The 17,940-nt window shown below is 43.7% G+C and carries 15 protein-coding genes; 14 read left to right on the forward strand and 1 reads right to left on the reverse strand.

The window, feature by feature from the left end; translation table 11 throughout:
* The first annotated feature begins 2 nt into the window (after window positions 1–2).
* From leuB to yihA, 9 genes are all read left to right on the forward strand, one after another.
* A complete protein-coding gene (leuB, locus tag M1D94_RS06820) occupies window positions 3–1,100 on the forward strand; it encodes a 3-isopropylmalate dehydrogenase (RefSeq protein ID WP_015714468.1) in 1,098 nt (365 codons plus the stop codon).
* A 49-nt stretch (window positions 1,101–1,149) separates the two neighbouring features.
* The gene (gene leuC, locus M1D94_RS06825) at window positions 1,150–2,568 is read left to right on the forward strand and encodes a 3-isopropylmalate dehydratase large subunit (RefSeq protein ID WP_080529631.1); all 1,419 of its coding nucleotides are present in this window, start codon (window positions 1,150–1,152) and stop codon (window positions 2,566–2,568) included.
* A 12-nt stretch (window positions 2,569–2,580) separates the two neighbouring features.
* On the forward strand, window positions 2,581–3,180 hold the full coding sequence (gene leuD / locus M1D94_RS06830) for a 3-isopropylmalate dehydratase small subunit (RefSeq protein ID WP_063335546.1): 600 nt from the start codon (window positions 2,581–2,583) through the stop codon (window positions 3,178–3,180).
* Window positions 3,181–3,298: 118 nt separating this feature from the next.
* Entirely contained in the window at window positions 3,299–4,303 is a 1,005-nt protein-coding gene (gene ddcA / locus M1D94_RS06835) for a DNA damage checkpoint antagonist DdcA (protein ID WP_029726367.1), read from the forward strand.
* Between the two features lie 227 nt (window positions 4,304–4,530).
* A complete protein-coding gene (gene tig, locus M1D94_RS06840; RefSeq protein WP_014480469.1) occupies window positions 4,531–5,805 on the forward strand; it encodes a trigger factor in 1,275 nt (424 codons plus the stop codon).
* Between the two features lie 271 nt (window positions 5,806–6,076).
* Window positions 6,077–7,339, forward strand: coding sequence for an ATP-dependent protease ATP-binding subunit ClpX (gene clpX, locus M1D94_RS06845; RefSeq protein ID WP_003229613.1), 1,263 nt, complete (start codon window positions 6,077–6,079; stop codon window positions 7,337–7,339).
* Between the two features lie 151 nt (window positions 7,340–7,490).
* The gene (lonB, locus tag M1D94_RS06850) at window positions 7,491–9,149 is read left to right on the forward strand and encodes an ATP-dependent protease LonB (protein WP_003229616.1); all 1,659 of its coding nucleotides are present in this window, start codon (window positions 7,491–7,493) and stop codon (window positions 9,147–9,149) included.
* 180 nt (window positions 9,150–9,329) lie between these two features.
* Window positions 9,330–11,654, forward strand: coding sequence for an endopeptidase La (lon, locus tag M1D94_RS06855; RefSeq protein WP_003229618.1), 2,325 nt, complete (start codon window positions 9,330–9,332; stop codon window positions 11,652–11,654).
* Window positions 11,651–12,238, forward strand: a complete 588-nt coding sequence (gene yihA, locus M1D94_RS06860; protein WP_003229621.1) for a ribosome biogenesis GTP-binding protein YihA/YsxC — start codon at window positions 11,651–11,653, stop codon at window positions 12,236–12,238. The genes lon and yihA overlap by 4 nt, the downstream gene beginning before the upstream one ends.
* 21 nt (window positions 12,239–12,259) lie before the next feature.
* On the opposite strand, the gene M1D94_RS06865 is transcribed toward yihA, so the two are convergent.
* A complete protein-coding gene (locus M1D94_RS06865) occupies window positions 12,260–12,757 on the reverse strand; it encodes a hypothetical protein (RefSeq protein ID WP_014477563.1) in 498 nt (165 codons plus the stop codon).
* Between the two features lie 228 nt (window positions 12,758–12,985).
* Here M1D94_RS06865 and hemA point away from each other — a divergent pair, with 228 nt between their 5' ends.
* Genes hemA through hemB form a run of 5 tightly spaced genes read left to right on the forward strand, consistent with a single transcriptional unit; the run spans window position 12,986 to window position 17,917 of the window.
* Window positions 12,986–14,353: a glutamyl-tRNA reductase gene (gene hemA / locus M1D94_RS06870; protein WP_456270462.1), complete on the forward strand. Its 1,368-nt coding sequence runs from the start codon at window positions 12,986–12,988 to the stop codon at window positions 14,351–14,353.
* A gap of 7 nt (window positions 14,354–14,360) precedes the next feature.
* Complete coding sequence (locus tag M1D94_RS06875; RefSeq protein WP_003222575.1) at window positions 14,361–15,191, forward strand: cytochrome c biogenesis protein; 831 nt, start codon at window positions 14,361–14,363, stop codon at window positions 15,189–15,191.
* 32 nt (window positions 15,192–15,223) lie between these two features.
* Window positions 15,224–16,168: a hydroxymethylbilane synthase gene (gene hemC / locus M1D94_RS06880; protein WP_021480247.1), complete on the forward strand. Its 945-nt coding sequence runs from the start codon at window positions 15,224–15,226 to the stop codon at window positions 16,166–16,168.
* A complete protein-coding gene (gene hemD / locus M1D94_RS06885) occupies window positions 16,158–16,946 on the forward strand; it encodes a uroporphyrinogen-III synthase (RefSeq protein WP_072175587.1) in 789 nt (262 codons plus the stop codon). The genes hemC and hemD overlap by 11 nt, the downstream gene beginning before the upstream one ends.
* Window positions 16,943–17,917 (forward strand): porphobilinogen synthase, encoded by a 975-nt coding sequence (hemB, locus tag M1D94_RS06890; RefSeq protein WP_072175588.1) that lies wholly within the window; start codon window positions 16,943–16,945, stop codon window positions 17,915–17,917. The genes hemD and hemB overlap by 4 nt, the downstream gene beginning before the upstream one ends.
* The last annotated feature ends 23 nt before the right edge of the window (window positions 17,918–17,940 follow it).

Genomic DNA, 17,940 nt, shown 5'->3' on the forward strand with positions numbered 1-17,940 from the left:
ACTTGAAGAAACGTATTGCTCTATTGCCCGGAGACGGGATCGGCCCTGAAGTATTAGAATCAGCGACAGACGTACTGAAAAGTGTTGCCGAACGCTTTAACCATGAATTTGAATTTGAATATGGCCTGATTGGAGGGGCGGCTATTGATGAACATCATAACCCCCTCCCGGAGGAAACCGTTGCTGCTTGTAAAAATGCAGACGCGATATTGCTTGGCGCTGTCGGCGGACCGAAATGGGATCAAAATCCTTCGGAACTGAGACCGGAAAAAGGGCTGCTCAGCATCAGAAAACAGCTTGATTTGTTTGCGAATTTACGGCCTGTGAAGGTATTTGAAAGCCTTTCTGACGCTTCGCCTTTGAAAAAAGAATATATAGATAATGTTGATTTCGTTATCGTTCGTGAGCTCACAGGCGGCTTGTATTTCGGCCAGCCGAGCAAACGCTATGTAAACACTGAAGGTGAGCAGGAAGCAGTAGATACACTGTTTTATAAGCGAACGGAAATTGAACGAGTGATCAGAGAGGGCTTCAAAATGGCGGCAGCCAGAAAAGGCAAAGTGACCTCTGTAGATAAAGCGAATGTTCTTGAATCAAGCCGGCTGTGGCGTGAAGTGGCTGAGGACGTTGCGAAAGAATTTCCTGATGTGAAGCTTGAGCACATGCTTGTGGATAACGCGGCCATGCAGCTAATTTATGCACCGAATCAATTTGATGTCGTGGTGACTGAAAATATGTTCGGTGATATTTTAAGCGATGAAGCGTCCATGCTTACAGGCTCTCTCGGAATGCTCCCGTCAGCCAGCCTATCAAGCTCTGGTCTTCATCTGTTTGAACCTGTTCATGGCTCCGCGCCTGATATTGCCGGTAAAGGGATGGCAAATCCGTTCGCAGCCATATTGTCAGCGGCAATGCTTTTGAGAACATCTTTCGGGCTTGAAGAGGAAGCGAAAGCTGTAGAAGATGCGGTAAACAAAGTCTTGGCTTCCGGAAAAAGAACAAGAGACTTGGCACGGGGTGAAGAGTTCAGCAGCACTCAGGCCATTACAGAGGAAGTTAAGGCAGCAATCATGAGTGAAAATACAATGTCTAATGTGTGACAGCTTACGTTAAGCGGTCTTAGCTCTAGGTAGAGGGAGGAAATAAAAGATGATGCCTCGAACAATCATCGAAAAGATTTGGGATCAGCATATTGTAAAACATGGTGAGGGAAAGCCGGATCTTCTATATATTGATTTGCACCTCATTCATGAGGTGACGTCTCCTCAGGCATTTGAAGGCTTGAGACAAAAGGGAAGAAAGGTCAGAAGACCCCAAAACACATTTGCGACAATGGACCACAACATCCCGACTGTCAATCGTTTTGAGATAAAGGATGAAGTTGCGAAACGCCAGGTAACGGCGCTTGAAAGAAACTGTGAGGAATTTGGCGTGCGCCTTGCCGATCTTCACAGTGTGGATCAAGGGATTGTCCATGTCGTCGGCCCTGAACTGGGCTTAACGCTCCCAGGGAAAACGATTGTGTGCGGTGACAGTCATACATCAACACATGGCGCTTTCGGCGCTCTTGCATTTGGAATCGGGACGAGTGAGGTTGAACATGTCCTTTCCACACAGACACTTTGGCAGCAGCGTCCAAAAACACTTGAAGTGCGCGTAGATGGAACGCTTCAAAAAGGGGTAACGGCAAAGGATGTCATCCTTGCTGTCATCGGCAAATACGGTGTGAAATTCGGCACAGGCTACGTCATTGAATACACTGGGGAAGTATTCAGAAATATGACGATGGATGAACGAATGACCGTTTGTAACATGTCAATTGAAGCAGGAGCAAGAGCAGGTTTGATTGCACCTGACGAGGTGACGTTTGAATATTGCAAAAATCGCAAGTACACGCCAAAAGGCGAAGAATTTGACAAGGCCGTAGCTGAATGGAAGGCGCTGCGCACAGACCCGGGCGCTGTTTACGATAAATCTATTGTCCTTGACGGCAACAAAATTTCCCCTATGGTGACATGGGGCATTAACCCGGGAATGGTTCTTCCTGTCGATTCTGAAGTTCCTGCGCCGGAAAGCTTTTCTGCAGAAGATGACAAAAAAGAAGCGATTCGTGCTTATGAATATATGGGACTTACTCCTCATCAGAAAATTGAAGACATTAAAGTGGAGCACGTATTTATCGGTTCCTGCACAAATTCCCGCATGACTGACCTTCGACAGGCTGCTGACATGATCAAAGGGAAGAAGGTAGCTGACAGCGTAAGGGCCATCGTCGTGCCCGGATCCCAAAGCGTGAAGCTTCAGGCTGAAAAAGAAGGGCTTGACCAAATTTTCTTGGAAGCTGGATTTGAATGGAGAGAGTCAGGCTGCAGCATGTGTTTGAGTATGAATAATGATGTTGTTCCTGAGGGAGAGCGCTGTGCATCAACCTCTAACCGCAACTTTGAGGGCAGACAAGGAAAAGGTGCAAGAACACATCTCGTCAGCCCGGCAATGGCTGCGATGGCTGCCATTCACGGACACTTCGTTGATGTCAGAAAGTTTTATCAGGAAAAAACAGTTGTGTAAGGAGTGCGCGAGATGGAACCTTTGAAATCACATACGGGGAAAGCGGCCGTATTAAATCGGATCAATGTGGATACAGACCAGATTATTCCTAAGCAATTTTTGAAGAGGATTGAAAGAACAGGCTACGGGCGTTTTGCATTCTTTGACTGGAGATATGATGCGAATGGTGAACCGAACCCTGAATTTGAATTAAACCAGCCTGTTTATCAAGGAGCTTCCATTTTAATAGCAGGAGAAAACTTCGGCTGCGGGTCATCGCGTGAACACGCTCCGTGGGCACTTGATGATTATGGGTTTAAAATTATCATTGCGCCGTCATTTGCTGATATTTTTCATCAGAACTGCTTTAAAAACGGCATGCTTCCGATCCGCATGCCATATGACAATTGGAAACAGCTTGTCGGCCAGTATGAAAACAAGTCATTGCAAATGACTGTTGACCTTGAAAATCAGCTGATTCATGACAGTGAAGGCAATCAAATTTCATTTGAAGTTGACCCGCATTGGAAAGAGATGCTGATCAACGGATATGATGAAATTTCATTAACGCTGCTGTTGGAAGATGAAATCAAGCAATTTGAATCACAAAGAAGCTCTTGGCTTCAAGCCTGAAAAAGCGGCCGGTATTTGTCCGGCGGCTTTTTTTGCCTGATGAAACCTTTCATTTCTTGTGTTTGTTCACAGGTGTTGATACACTTGAACAAAATAAATGCCTGAAAGGAATATAGGTATGACGCATGACAAGAAGAACGCAAAAATTATTCCTTTTCCTCATCTGAAAGACCGCCTTGTGGAAAAAGGGATGTCATCACTAAAGGAAAAAAAGTATCAAGAAGCGCTCGAACTGTTTTCAGAAGCGATGAAATATGATGATACTGAAGCCGATCTTCACTTAGGGATGGCCATCTGCTTTTTAGAGCTGGGCGAGCTGGAAGAGGCAAAAAGCGTGTGCGAGAAGATGCTCAAAGAAGGTTATGGCCATTATTTTACGGTTTTGCAGGTGTACATGACCATCTTAATTCAGCTCAAAAAATACGAGGAAGTCAAAAGCACCATTGAAGCCGTTTTGGAAGAAAATCAGCTGCCGGCAGAAAGCGCCGAGCAATTTTATAAGCTGCTGGATTTCAGCCGGAAAATGACTGATCCGGATCGTGAGGATGAGGCTTGGGCTGAAGAATATGAGGATACAATTGACACCGAGAAAGTGCTGGCAAGCCCTGAGGAGCAAATGAATCTCATTCATTCCTTAAAAGACCGTAACGTAGCAAAGTATACAGGATTGCTCAAAACAATCCTCCAAGACCCCTCAGCCCATCCGATTATCAAAACGATGATTGTCATGCTGCTGGCTGAGCATGAGTACAGTAAACCTGTGCACATTAGCAAATTTGGCGAGTCGTTGACTATTGAACCTTCTGAGATTGTCCCGCCTGATGCCGCCCCGATCCTGCACCGTGTTCTCAGGGTGCTGGATGAGACACTTGGAAATGAAAATCCAACCTTATATGCAGCAGTAGAGGAATTGTGGAGAAGACATTTGTACGTTTTATATCCGTTCCAGCCGAAATTGCTGTCGGCTGACCTTTGGGCGGCTGCCCTTCATAAAGTCGGTTACGAGATGCACGGGATTGAAATTGAAAGCGAAGAACTTCATATGATGTATGAATTTACCGACAGAGAACTCGATGAAGCTTGCACAATGTTAAAAGATATTGAAGAAATTTCTTATTTGTAAATCGCGCCATATAGTTGAAAGCGCTATGTGTTATGTTATAATATAGTGGTTGTATTTGTGTATAACGGGTTATAAGAAATACGGTTGGACAGGCTTTGCAGTTCATTATTAATATCTATACATAATGATTCTGATCTTTGGCAGCTTTGTTTTTGTTGGACGAAGCCGTATGATTGCTTTAGAATGGAAGACCGACACAACCTGAATAGATTTTTGGAGGGAAACACATGTCTGTAAAATGGGAAAAACAAGAAGGCAACGAAGGCGTTTTAACGGTTGAAGTTGATGCTGAAACGTTTAAAACAGCACTTGATGATGCATTTAAAAAAGTAGTAAAACAAGTTTCAATTCCTGGATTCCGTAAAGGTAAAATTCCTCGCGGATTATTCGAACAGCGCTTTGGCGTAGAAGCTCTTTACCAAGATGCTTTGGATATTCTTCTTCCTGTAGAATACCCTAAAGCGGTTGAAGAAGCTGGAATCGAGCCTGTAGACCGTCCTGAAATCGATGTTGAAAAAATCGAAAAAGGCGAAAGCTTAATCTTCACTGCGAAAGTAACAGTAAAACCTGAAGTGAAGCTTGGCGACTACAAAGGCTTAGGCATTGAAAAAGACGACACAACTGTAACTGACGAAGATGTTCAAAACGAACTAAAAGCGCTTCAAGAGCGTCAAGCTGAGCTTGTTGTAAAAGAAGAAGGCGCTGTTGAAGAAGGAAACACAGTTGTTCTTGATTTCGAAGGATTCGTTGACGGCGAAGCATTCGAAGGCGGAAAAGCTGAAAACTACTCTCTAGAAGTAGGTTCTGGTTCATTCATCCCTGGCTTCGAAGATCAATTAGTTGGCCTTGAAGCAGGTGCTGAGAAGGATGTTGAAGTGACATTCCCTGAGGAGTACCACGCTGAAGATCTTGCAGGCAAACCAGCTGTGTTCAAAGTGAAAATTCACGAAATCAAAGCGAAAGAGCTTCCTGAGCTTGACGATGAATTCGCAAAAGATATCGATGAAGAAGTGGAAACACTCGCTGAATTAACTGAAAAAACTAAGAAACGTTTAGAAGAAGCAAAAGAAAACGAAGCTGACGCTAAATTGCGTGAAGAGCTTGTTCTGAAAGCTTCTGAAAATGCTGAAATCGATGTTCCGCAAGCAATGGTCGACACTGAGCTTGACCGCATGCTGAAAGAATTCGAACAGCGTCTGCAAATGCAAGGCATGAACCTTGAGCTTTACACTCAATTCTCAGGTCAAGATGAAGCTGCGCTTAAAGAGCAAATGAAAGAAGATGCTGAAAAACGCGTAAAATCTAACCTGACTCTTGAGGCGATTGCGAAAGCGGAAAACCTTGAAGTATCAGATGAGGAAGTTGATGCTGAGCTTACTAAAATGGCTGAAGCATACAACATGCCTGTTGAAAATATTAAACAAGCCATCGGTTCTACTGACGCGATGAAAGAAGATTTAAAAGTTCGCAAAGCAATTGATTTTCTTGTAGAAAACCGTTAATATGGTGCATAATAATAGTACTAATAAAACAGGGCGCGAATCATTCGTGCCTTGTTTTGTACAATTATGAGTTATCTCTTTTTCTTGGGGCAATATAGTTAATGCAGGGCTGTTTTTTGTCATACATATAGAATGTGCAAGTCAGAAACACATTGTTACCGTCTTTTTGGAAAGTATGGTAAAATGCAATACATACTCGTTCGTTTCAAGAATCATTTTCTTTTGCTCTGCCGGTAAAAGAAAAAGTGAGACAAGATTAAGGGGTGAAAGAATGTTTAAATTTAACGAGGAAAAAGGACAATTAAAATGCTCGTTCTGTGGAAAAACACAAGATCAGGTTCGTAAGCTTGTAGCTGGACCTGGTGTATATATATGTGACGAATGTATCGAACTCTGCACTGAAATTGTAGAGGAAGAACTCGGAACAGAAGAAGAAGTAGAATTTAAAGACGTACCAAAGCCTCAGGAAATTCGTGAAATTTTGAATGAATATGTCATCGGCCAAGATCAAGCGAAGAAATCACTTGCTGTTGCTGTGTATAACCACTATAAGCGCATTAACTCTAACAGCAAAGTTGATGATGTTGAGCTTTCAAAAAGTAATATTTCATTAATCGGCCCTACGGGAAGCGGTAAAACCCTTCTGGCGCAAACATTAGCTCGCATTTTAAATGTGCCGTTTGCGATTGCAGACGCTACATCTTTGACTGAAGCTGGATACGTGGGTGAAGATGTAGAGAATATTCTCTTGAAGCTCATCCAAGCTGCTGATTATGATGTGGAAAAAGCCGAAAAAGGCATTATCTATATTGATGAAATCGATAAAGTGGCTAGAAAATCTGAAAACCCGTCTATCACACGTGACGTGTCAGGTGAGGGTGTACAGCAGGCATTGCTTAAAATTCTTGAGGGTACAGTGGCAAGCGTGCCGCCTCAAGGTGGACGTAAGCATCCTCATCAAGAATTCATTCAAATTGACACAACAAATATTTTGTTCATTTGCGGCGGAGCTTTCGATGGTATCGAACAAATCATCAAACGCCGTTTAGGCCAAAAAGTGATTGGATTCGGTGCCGACAATAAAGCTGCTGATCTTGAGAAAGAAGATCTTCTTTCAAAAGTGCTTCCGGAGGATTTGCTCCGTTTCGGGTTAATTCCTGAATTTATCGGACGTCTTCCGGTTATTGCAAGCCTTGAAAAGCTTGACGAAGAAGCATTGGTTGCGATCTTAACAAAACCGAAAAACGCTCTTGTTAAGCAATTCAAGAAAATGCTTGAGCTTGACAACGTTGAGCTTGAGTTTGAAGAAGAAGCGCTTTCTGAAATTGCTAAAAAAGCAATTGAACGCAAGACTGGAGCACGCGGACTCCGTTCTATCATTGAAGGCATCATGCTTGATGTGATGTTTGAGCTGCCTTCTCGTGATGACATTGAAAAATGTGTAATTACCGGGGCAACTGTGACACACGGAGAGCCTCCTCGCCTCTTATTAAAAGACGGCACTGAGGTAAGCCAAGATAAAACATCTGCATAAAGATAAGTACAAACCTCCTGAGTGGTAACACTCAGGAGGTTTTTTTGCATGCAACTCTTCCGGAAAAACGTTTATTCCCGTCTTCTATGGGAGATACTAGCAATCAGAGGAATGAATTGGATACATAAATTGTTTTTCAGGAGGGACCACCATGAGTTGGACAGGGATCGCGTTATTTATTCAGCTGTTTTTTGGGATCATCATCGGTTTGTATTTTTGGAATTTGCTTAAAAATCAAAGGACACAAAAGGTCACGATAGATAAAGAATCAAAGAAGGAAATGGAGCAGCTTCGGAAAATGCGCGCTATCAGCTTGTCCGAGCCATTATCTGAGAAGGTCCGCCCCAAAAGCTTTAAAGATATCGTCGGACAGGAAGACGGCATTAAAGCATTAAAGGCGGCTTTATGCGGGCCAAATCCACAGCATGTGATTGTCTATGGGCCACCGGGAGTTGGGAAAACGGCTGCTGCGCGGCTTGTGTTGGAAGAAGCAAAAAAACATAAACAATCACCGTTTAAAGAGCAGGCTGTCTTTGTGGAACTCGATGCGACAACAGCCCGTTTTGATGAAAGAGGAATTGCCGATCCGCTCATCGGCTCTGTCCATGACCCGATATACCAAGGGGCCGGAGCGATGGGACAGGCTGGGATTCCGCAGCCGAAGCAGGGAGCTGTCACCCATGCCCATGGCGGTGTGCTGTTTATTGATGAAATAGGGGAGCTGCATCCTATTCAAATGAATAAAATGCTGAAGGTGCTTGAGGACAGAAAAGTCTTTTTAGACAGTGCGTATTACAGTGAGGAAAATACACAAATTCCGAATCATATTCATGATATTTTTCAAAATGGGCTGCCGGCTGATTTTCGCTTGATTGGCGCGACCACGAGAATGCCAAACGAAATTCCGCCAGCTATCCGGTCCCGCTGTTTGGAAGTTTTTTTCCGCGAGCTTGAAAAGGACGAGCTGAAAACGGTTGCTAAAACAGCAGCGGATAAAATTGAAAAAAATATCTCCGAAGAAGGCCTAGATCTTTTGACCAGCTACACGCGGAACGGGCGGGAAGCCGTCAATATGATTCAAATCGCAGCGGGGATGGCTGTAACGGAGAATCGGAAAGACATTACGATTGAGGATATTGAATGGGTCATTCACTCCAGTCAGCTTACTCCAAAGCACGAGCAAAAAATCGGTGTTGAACCACAGGTTGGCATTGTAAATGGGCTTGCAGTCTATGGGCCTAACAGCGGATCGCTTCTGGAAATCGAAGTGAGTGTAACCGCGGCTCAAGATAAAGGATCAATTAACATCACAGGAATAGCTGAAGAAGAAAGCATCGGCAGCCAATCAAAATCAATCAGACGAAAAAGCATGGCGAAGGGTTCGGTTGAAAATGTATTAACCGTGCTCCGGACAATGGGAATGAAGCCTTCTGATTATGATATTCACATCAATTTCCCAGGAGGGATTCCGATTGATGGGCCGTCAGCAGGCATTGCGATGGCGGCGGGGATTTTCTCGGCGATACACAAAATTCCTATTGACAATACCGTTGCGATGACGGGCGAAATCAGCCTGAACGGTCTTGTGAAACCCATCGGAGGCGTCATTCCGAAAATAAAAGCGGCCAAGCAGTCCGGTGCGAAAAAGGTGATTATCCCATATGAAAATCAGCAGGCCATCTTAAAGCAGATTGACGGGATCGAAATTATTGCAGTGAAGACGTTCCAAGAAGTGCTTGATGAAATTTTAGTGAATCCGCCAACGGAACAAAAACCGTTTCCTATTGAAATCAATAAAGAATCTGTTTAAACCCTATTTTGATAATAGGGTTTTTTTCATGAAGGACATCTTTTCCTTTTTCATATCAGAAAGAAAGGGTATACTACGAGGAGACTGTTTTATAGAAAATGGAACCATGCCGTTTATTGTACAAGGATGAAAAAGTTGTATTATAATGGTTCATACTAAAGTCACGGAGGTGTCAGTCACATGGCAGAAGAATTAAAACGCAGCATCCCGCTCCTCCCTTTAAGAGGTTTATTAGTGTACCCGACGATGGTTTTGCATTTAGATGTAGGACGTGACAAGTCGGTTCAGGCTCTTGAACAGGCAATGATGCATGATCATATGATATTTTTAGCCACTCAGCAGGATATTTCGATAGACGAACCTGGTGAAGACGAGATTTTCACTGTCGGCACCTATACAAAAATTAAGCAAATGCTGAAGCTTCCGAACGGTACGATTCGTGTGTTGGTGGAGGGCCTCAAGCGCGCCCATATCGTCAAATACAATGAACACGAGGATTACACGTCGGTCGACATTCAACTTATTCATGAAGATGATTCAAAAGATACAGAAGACGAAGCATTGATGCGGACTTTGCTAGACCACTTTGATCAGTACATAAAAATTTCTAAAAAAATCTCGGCCGAAACGTACGCCGCGGTTACTGATATCGAAGAGCCGGGCAGAATGGCAGACATCGTTGCTTCTCATCTGCCCCTTAAACTAAAGGATAAGCAGGATATTTTAGAAACGGCTGATGTCAAAGACAGGCTGAACAAGGTCATTGATTTTATTAATAATGAAAAAGAAGTGCTGGAGATTGAGAAAAAAATCGGCCAGCGCGTCAAACGTTCGATGGAGCGTACGCAGAAGGAATACTACTTGCGAGAACAAATGAAGGCGATTCAAAAAGAGCTTGGCGATAAAGAAGGCAAAACTGGCGAAGTTCAGACGCTGACGGAAAAAATCGAAGAAGCAGGCATGCCTGATCATGTGAAGGAAACAGCGCTTAAAGAATTGAACAGATATGAAAAAATTCCGTCAAGTTCTGCGGAAAGCTCTGTGATCCGCAACTATATCGACTGGCTGGTTGCTCTTCCGTGGACGGATGAAACAGATGATAAGCTTGATTTGAAAGAAGCAGGACGTCTCTTGGACGAAGAGCACCACGGGCTTGAAAAAGTAAAAGAACGTATTTTAGAATATTTGGCTGTCCAGAAGCTGACCAAATCCCTGAAAGGCCCGATTCTCTGTTTGGCAGGACCTCCAGGTGTCGGAAAAACGTCTTTAGCCAAATCAATTGCAAAAAGCTTGGGACGCAAATTCGTCAGAATCTCACTCGGAGGAGTTCGGGACGAATCAGAGATACGCGGACACAGACGGACCTATGTCGGAGCAATGCCTGGACGTATTATTCAAGGGATGAAAAAAGCGGGCAAGCTGAATCCGGTCTTCTTATTAGACGAAATTGACAAAATGTCATCTGATTTTAGAGGAGACCCATCATCCGCTATGCTTGAAGTGCTTGATCCAGAGCAAAACAGCAGCTTCAGTGATCACTATATTGAAGAAACCTTTGATTTATCCAAAGTGCTGTTTATCGCAACGGCGAACAATTTGGCCACAATTCCGGGTCCGCTCAGAGACAGAATGGAAATTATTAATATCGCAGGTTACACAGAAATAGAAAAACTTGAAATCGTAAAGGATCACTTGCTTCCAAAGCAAATCAAAGAACACGGGCTGAAGAAAAGCAACCTGCAGCTGCGTGATCAGGCGATTCTTGATATTATCCGCTACTATACGAGAGAAGCTGGTGTGAGAAGCCTTGAACGCCAGCTTGCCGCGATTTGCCGTAAAGCTGCAAAAGCCATTGTTGCTGAAGAGCGAAAACGGATTACGGTTACTGAGAAGAACCTTCAAGACTTTATCGGAAAACGTATTTTCAGATATGGACAAGCTGAAACAGAGGATCAGGTTGGTGTAGTGACAGGGCTTGCTTATACAACCGTTGGCGGAGATACGCTGTCGATTGAAGTATCGCTTTCTCCGGGGAAAGGGAAATTAATCCTGACAGGAAAGCTCGGAGATGTTATGAGAGAGTCTGCTCAGGCTGCATTCAGCTATGTGCGATCCAAAACAGAAGAACTTGGCATTGAACCTGACTTTCATGAGAAGTATGATATTCATATACATGTACCAGAGGGTGCGGTGCCAAAAGATGGTCCGTCAGCCGGTATTACGATGGCAACAGCGCTTGTTTCTGCTTTAACGGGACGGGCGGTTTCGCGTGAAGTTGGCATGACTGGGGAAATCACGCTTCGCGGGCGCGTGCTGCCGATCGGCGGCTTAAAGGAAAAAGCGCTTGGCGCACATAGAGCGGGATTAACGACCATTATTGCGCCTAAAGATAATGAAAAAGATATAGAGGATATTCCGGAAAGCGTCAGGGAGGGGCTGACATTTATATTGGCGTCCCACTTAGACGAGGTTTTGGAACATGCCTTAGTAGGAGAGAAGAAATGAAAGTCACAAAGTCAGAAATCGTGATCAGTGCAGTAAAACCGGAACAGTACCCTGAAGGGGGGCTTCCGGAAATCGCATTGGCCGGAAGATCGAACGTAGGAAAATCGTCTTTTATCAATTCATTAATCAATCGCAAAAATCTTGCGAGAACGTCATCAAAGCCGGGAAAAACACAAACGCTTAATTTCTACATTATCAATGATGAGTTGCATTTTGTGGATGTGCCGGGCTACGGTTTTGCCAAAGTGTCAAAGTCTGAGCGTGAAGCATGGGGCAGAATGATTGAAACCTATATCACGACACGCGAGGAATTAAAAGCTGTGGTGCAGATCGTTGATTTGCGGCATGCGCCATCTAATGATGATGTACAGATGTATGAATTTTTAAAGTATTACGGCATTCCTGTTATTGTTATCGCTACAAAGGCGGATAAGATCCCGAAAGGCAAATGGGACAAACACGCGAAGGTTGTCCGACAAACATTAAATATTGATCCGGAAGACGAGCTGATTCTCTTTTCCTCAGAAACGAAAAAGGGAAAAGACGAAGCTTGGGGAGCGATCAAAAAAATGATAAACCGGTAGAGGATCCTCTACCGGTTTTATTTATCGTATAGATTTTTTTCGTTTTATCAATAATAACAATAAACTGATTCCAATAAAGACAAACGGCCAATACTCCTTCAGAAGCGCTGTTGGAATATGCGCAGACTCAAGCCATGCCATAATTTGTTTGAAAAAGTACAAAAACAGGGAAAAACAAATCATCGACACAGCTTCATATACATATTCTTTTTTTTGAACGGCTGAAACGAGAAGTGAGAAGCCGATCATAAAGAGGAGCATTTCAAAATCATCCGGCCACCATACCCATTTCGGCTTGGCAAAAAAGTGTAAACCGATCCCGAAGAGAAGCAAACCGATAAAAAAATGGGGTGTAACGGCTTCTTTTTTTCCTTGATATACAAAGGCTGCGCCTAACAGCATGAGGAGAACAGGCCATTGATCCTGCCCTGAAAACAGTTCGGCTTGACCGCTTTCTAGCCATGCATATACAGAAGCGGCAAGCAGCAGACAAGGGAATAAAATTGATTTTTGTTTCATGCTATCACCTTCTTGTTTTTTAGAGCTGATGTGTAGTAAATTTCTGCTGTTTTTGGTATTGTCAATAGGAATGCTTCTTTTCCCTGAAGCTTTTTCTAATATAGCATAAGAATTTTAAAATCTGTTCACATTTTGTGAAAGAAACTATGTTATAATTATTATAAATAATGAGTTCTATGTTAGAATGATTATAAATTAAGATTGGGTGTTGGGGGTGTAATTAGAGCGATGCATATACTTGTTGTGGGAGTAGATTATAAATCCGCCCCTATTGAGATACGTGAAAAAGTAAGTTTTCAGCCGAATGAGCTGGCAGAAGCAATGATGCAGCTGAAAGAAGAGAAAAGCATTCTTGAAAACATCATTGTATCAACCTGCAACCGCACTGAAATTTATGCGGTAGTCGACCAGCTCCATACCGGCCGTTATTATATAAAAAAGTTTTTAGCTGATTGGTTTCAATTAAGCAAAGAAGAGTTGTCACCGTTCTTAACGTTTTATGAGAGCGATGCTGCTGTTGAGCATTTATTCCGTGTAGCCTGCGGACTTGATTCTATGGTGATTGGCGAAACGCAGATTCTCGGACAGGTACGCGACAGCTTTAAAACAGCTCAGCAAGAAAAAACGATCGGGACTATTTTTAATGAGCTGTTTAAGCAGGCGGTTACAGTGGGCAAACGAACTCACGCCGAAACAGACATTGGCTCAAATGCGGTGTCAGTAAGCTATGCTGCAGTTGAACTTGCTAAAAAAATCTTCGGAAATCTTTCAAGCAAGCACATATTGATTCTCGGTGCGGGAAAAATGGGCGAGCTTGCTGCGGAAAACCTGCACGGACAAGGAATCGGCAAGGTCACTGTCATTAACCGAACATACTTGAAAGCGAAGGAGCTTGCAGACCGTTTCTCAGGTGAAGCGAGAAGCTTGAATCAGCTTGAAAGCGCGCTTGCGGAGGCTGATATTTTAATCAGTTCAACCGGTGCAAGTGAATTTGTCGTGTCCAAAGAGAGGATGGAAAACGCGAATAAGCTTCGCAAGGGACGTCCGCTGTTTATGGTCGACATTGCCGTGCCTAGAGATCTTGATCCGGCGCTGAATGATCTTGAAGGTGTTTTTCTTTATGATATCGACGATCTGGAAGGCATTGTAGAAGCGAACATGAAAGAGCGGAGAGAAACAGCTGAAAAAGTTGAACTGTTAATTGAAGAAACCATTGTGGAATTTAAACAATGGATGAATACACTTGGTGTTGTGCCGGTTATTTCTGCATTGCGCGAAAAGGCGCTTGCCATCCAGTCAGAAACGATGGACAGCATTGAGCGTAAGCTGCCTCACTTAAGCACAAGAGAGAAAAAACTGTTGAACAAACACACCAAAAGTATTATTAACCAAATGCTTCGTGATCCGATTTTAAAGGTGAAAGAGCTTGCTGCAGATGCTGATTCTGAAGAAAAGCTTGCGTTGTTTATGCAGATTTTTGATATTGAAGAAGCTGCGGGCCGTCAAATGATGAAAACCGTTGAAAGCAGCCAGAAGGTCCACTCTTTTAAGAAGGCTGAATCAAAAGCGGGCTTTAGCCCACTTGTAAGTGAGTGAAAGCTGAATGATTGATACTGCAATGGCAAGACTTAATGAGGGGACAATCGTCATTTACGCGTTAAGTGTACTCTTTTATTTTATAGATTTTCTTCAACACAACCGGAAGGCTGGAAAAATGGCCTTCTGGTTGCTTTCTATTGTCTGGACTCTGCAAACCGTGTATTTGGCCTATTTTATGTGGGTGACGGGGCGGTTTCCGGTATTAAATGTGACGGAGGCGCTTTATTTTTATGCCTGGGTGCTTGTCACGCTGTCACTGGTACTGACAAAGCTTTTACGTGTTGACTTTATCGTGTTTTTTACAAATGTTATAGGATTTTCTATGATCGCCATTCACACATTTTCACCGACAGAGCAGCAGTCAGCTGCTTTTTCCGGGCAGCTTGTATCCGAGCTTTTGGTGATTCATATTACAATGGCGATTCTTTCATACGGCGCTTTTTCCCTTTCTTTCGTTTTTTCTGTGCTATATATGTTTCAATATCATCTGCTGAAAAAGAAAAAGTGGGGAAAATGGCTGTTGAGAATAGAAGATTTATCTAAGCTTGATTATATGGCGTATGTTTTAAATGTCATTGGGGTTCCGATGCTGCTGCTGAGTTTGATTCTCGGCGTCATATGGGCATATGTCTCACTAGAAACGCTGTATTGGTTTGACGCCAAAGTGCTTGGTTCGTTTGTCGTCCTGCTGCTGTACAGCTATTATCTTTATATCAGGCTGATTAAAGAGCTGCAAGGAAAGGTCGCTGCACTGTGGAATACGGCTTGTTTTCTGGTGCTGATGATCAATTATTTCCTGCTTGGAAGCCTGTCGCAATTCCATTGGTTCAGTTAAACGATGTCCCAAGCAGATTCGGGAGGAAAGAAATGATGAGAACGATTAAAGTAGGTTCCAGACGAAGCAAACTCGCTATGACTCAAACAAAATGGGTTATTCAAAAACTGAAGGAAATCAATCCTTCGTTTGCTTTTGAAATTAAAGAGATCGTGACAAAGGGCGACCGGATTGTCGATGTTACACTCTCAAAAGTGGGTGGAAAAGGGCTGTTTGTCAAAGAAATTGAACAGGCGCTTTTAAACGAAGAGATTGATATGGCAGTGCACAGCATGAAGGACATGCCTGCTGTTTTGCCTGAAGGCCTTGTGATCGGCTGCATTCCTGAACGGGAGGACCCGCGTGATGCCCTTATTTCAAAGAATCGCGTAAAGCTTTCAGAAATGAAGGAAGGTGCTGTCATTGGCACAAGCAGTTTAAGAAGAAGCGCGCAGCTTTTGATTGAGCGCCCTGACCTTACAATTAAATGGATTAGAGGTAATATAGATACAAGACTTCAAAAGCTGGAAACAGAGGATTATGACGCGATTATTTTAGCGGCTGCCGGCCTTTCTAGAATGGGGTGGAAGCAAGATGTCGTAACCGAATTCCTTGAGCCAGAGCGCTGTTTGCCTGCTGTGGGGCAGGGAGCACTGGCGATTGAGTGCCGAGAATCGGATGAAGCGCTGTTGGCGTTGTTTTCTCAGTTTACAGATGAATATACAAAACGAACTGTCTTAGCGGAACGTGCTTTTTTAAACGCGATGGAGGGCGGCTGCCAGGTTCCGATCGCGGGCTACTCCGTGTTAAATGGACAGGATGAAATTGAAATGACAGGTCTTGTCGCTTCACCTGACGGCAAAATCATTTTTAAAGAAACCGTCACCGGAAACGATCCGGAGGAAGTAGGAAAGCGCTGTGCCGCTCTTATGGCTGACAAAGGAGCAAAAGATTTAATTGATCGTGTAAAACGGGAGCTTGATGAGGATGGAAAATGATTTTCCGTTGAAAGGAAAAACAGTGCTTGTCACCCGGAATAAGGCACAGGCAACATCATTTCAGCAAAAAGTGGAGGCGCTTGGCGGTAAAGCTGTTTTAACCTCTTTGATTACGTTTCGCCGCGCTTTGCCGAATGATGTTGCGGAACAGGTAAGAGAGGATCTTGCCGCGCCAGGCTGGCTTGTTTTTACAAGTGTGAATGGGGCAGACTTCTTTTTTTCTTATCTGAAGGAAAATCAGCTTATTATGCCTGCGCATAAAAAAATTGCAGCCGTCGGTGAAAAAACCGCCCGCCGTTTAAAAACGCATAACGTATCGGTTGATGTGATGCCACAGGAGTATATTGCTGAACAATTGGCTGACGCTCTTAAGCAGCATGCTGAACCGGGGGAGCCCATTACCGTGATGAAAGGGAATTTGTCACGTGATGTGATAAAACAAGAGCTTGTCCCGCTCGGTTTTGAAGTAAAGGAATGGGTTCTCTACGAAACGATTCCGGATGAAGAAGGCATTGAGGAACTGAAAGACGTTGCGGGTCAATATTCCTTTGACTATGTAACATTTACGAGTTCATCAACCGTACATACGTTTATGCATGTCTTGGGAGAAGAATTAAAAAAGTGGAAGGCGAATGGGACGGCCTGTATCAGCATTGGACCTTTAACAAATGATGCCCTTCTGACGTACGGCATCACATCGCATACGCCTGATACATTTACAATAGATGGCATGCTTGAATTAATGTGCAGCATGTCAAGAGAGGAAGAGAGAATATGAGTCAATCATTTAATAGACACCGCCGCCTGCGGACATCAAAAGCAATGAGAGAAATGGTAAAGGAAACACGTTTGCATCCATCAGATTTTATTTATCCGATTTTTGTCGTTGAAGGGCTGGAGGGCAAAAAAGCTGTTCCGTCAATGCCTGATGTTTACCATGTATCATTAGATTTATTGAAGGATGAAGTAGCGGAGCTGGTCAAACTGGGCATTCAATCTGTTATCGTGTTCGGCATCCCGGAAGAAAAAGATGATTGCGGAACACAAGCGTACCATGATCACGGAATTGTCCAAAAAGCCATCACAGAAATTAAAGATCACTTCCCTGAAATGGTTGTTGTCGCTGACACGTGCCTGTGCGAATACACAGACCACGGCCATTGCGGACTGGTCAAAGACGGGGTCATCCTCAATGATGAATCGCTGGAGCTTTTGGCGCAAACGGCTGTCAGCCAAGCAAAAGCAGGTGCGGATATCATTGCGCCATCAAACATGATGGACGGATTTGTTACAGTGATCAGAGAAGCACTTGATAAAGAAGGATTTGTCAATATTCCAATCATGTCTTACGCTGTGAAATATTCAAGTGAGTTTTACGGTCCGTTCCGTGATGCAGCAAACAGCACACCGCAATTCGGAGACCGCAAAACATATCAGATGGACCCTGCCAACCGTATGGAGGCACTCCGCGAAGCACAATCAGATGTCGAGGAAGGCGCGGACTTTTTGATTGTCAAACCTTCGCTTTCTTATATGGATATCATGCGTGACGTAAAAAATGAGTTTACTTTGCCGCTCGTCGCTTATAATGTAAGCGGAGAGTATTCAATGGTGAAGGCTGCAGCGCAGAACGGCTGGATCAAAGAAAAAGAAATTGTGTTGGAAATTTTGACAAGCATGAAGCGCGCGGGTGCCGACCTGATTATTACGTATCATGCGAAAGACGCAGCGAAATGGCTTGCGGAGTAATTTTATTCAGTTGACAGGAGTTG

Source organism: Bacillus sp. JZ109, assembly GCF_053903135.1.

Bases quoted from the DNA above. Each gene is read 5' to 3' on its own strand.
- tig (WP_014480469.1), top strand. From the start codon at position 4,531: ATGTCTGTAAAATGGGAAAAACAAGAAGGCAACGAAGGCGTTTTAACG.
- clpX (WP_003229613.1), top strand. From the start codon at position 6,077: ATGTTTAAATTTAACGAGGAAAAAGGACAATTAAAATGCTCGTTCTGT.
- M1D94_RS06865 (WP_014477563.1), bottom strand. From the start codon at position 12,757: ATGAAACAAAAATCAATTTTATTCCCTTGTCTGCTGCTTGCCGCTTCT.
- yihA (WP_003229621.1), top strand. From the start codon at position 11,651: ATGAAAGTCACAAAGTCAGAAATCGTGATCAGTGCAGTAAAACCGGAA.
- lon (WP_003229618.1), top strand. From the start codon at position 9,330: ATGGCAGAAGAATTAAAACGCAGCATCCCGCTCCTCCCTTTAAGAGGT.
- hemD (WP_072175587.1), top strand. From the start codon at position 16,158: ATGGAAAATGATTTTCCGTTGAAAGGAAAAACAGTGCTTGTCACCCGG.
- hemB (WP_072175588.1), top strand. From the start codon at position 16,943: ATGAGTCAATCATTTAATAGACACCGCCGCCTGCGGACATCAAAAGCA.
- hemC (WP_021480247.1), top strand. From the start codon at position 15,224: ATGATGAGAACGATTAAAGTAGGTTCCAGACGAAGCAAACTCGCTATG.
- lonB (WP_003229616.1), top strand. From the start codon at position 7,491: ATGAGTTGGACAGGGATCGCGTTATTTATTCAGCTGTTTTTTGGGATC.
- leuD (WP_063335546.1), top strand. From the start codon at position 2,581: ATGGAACCTTTGAAATCACATACGGGGAAAGCGGCCGTATTAAATCGG.
- ddcA (WP_029726367.1), top strand. From the start codon at position 3,299: ATGACGCATGACAAGAAGAACGCAAAAATTATTCCTTTTCCTCATCTG.
- M1D94_RS06875 (WP_003222575.1), top strand. From the start codon at position 14,361: ATGATTGATACTGCAATGGCAAGACTTAATGAGGGGACAATCGTCATT.
- leuC (WP_080529631.1), top strand. From the start codon at position 1,150: ATGATGCCTCGAACAATCATCGAAAAGATTTGGGATCAGCATATTGTA.
- hemA (WP_456270462.1), top strand. From the start codon at position 12,986: ATGCATATACTTGTTGTGGGAGTAGATTATAAATCCGCCCCTATTGAG.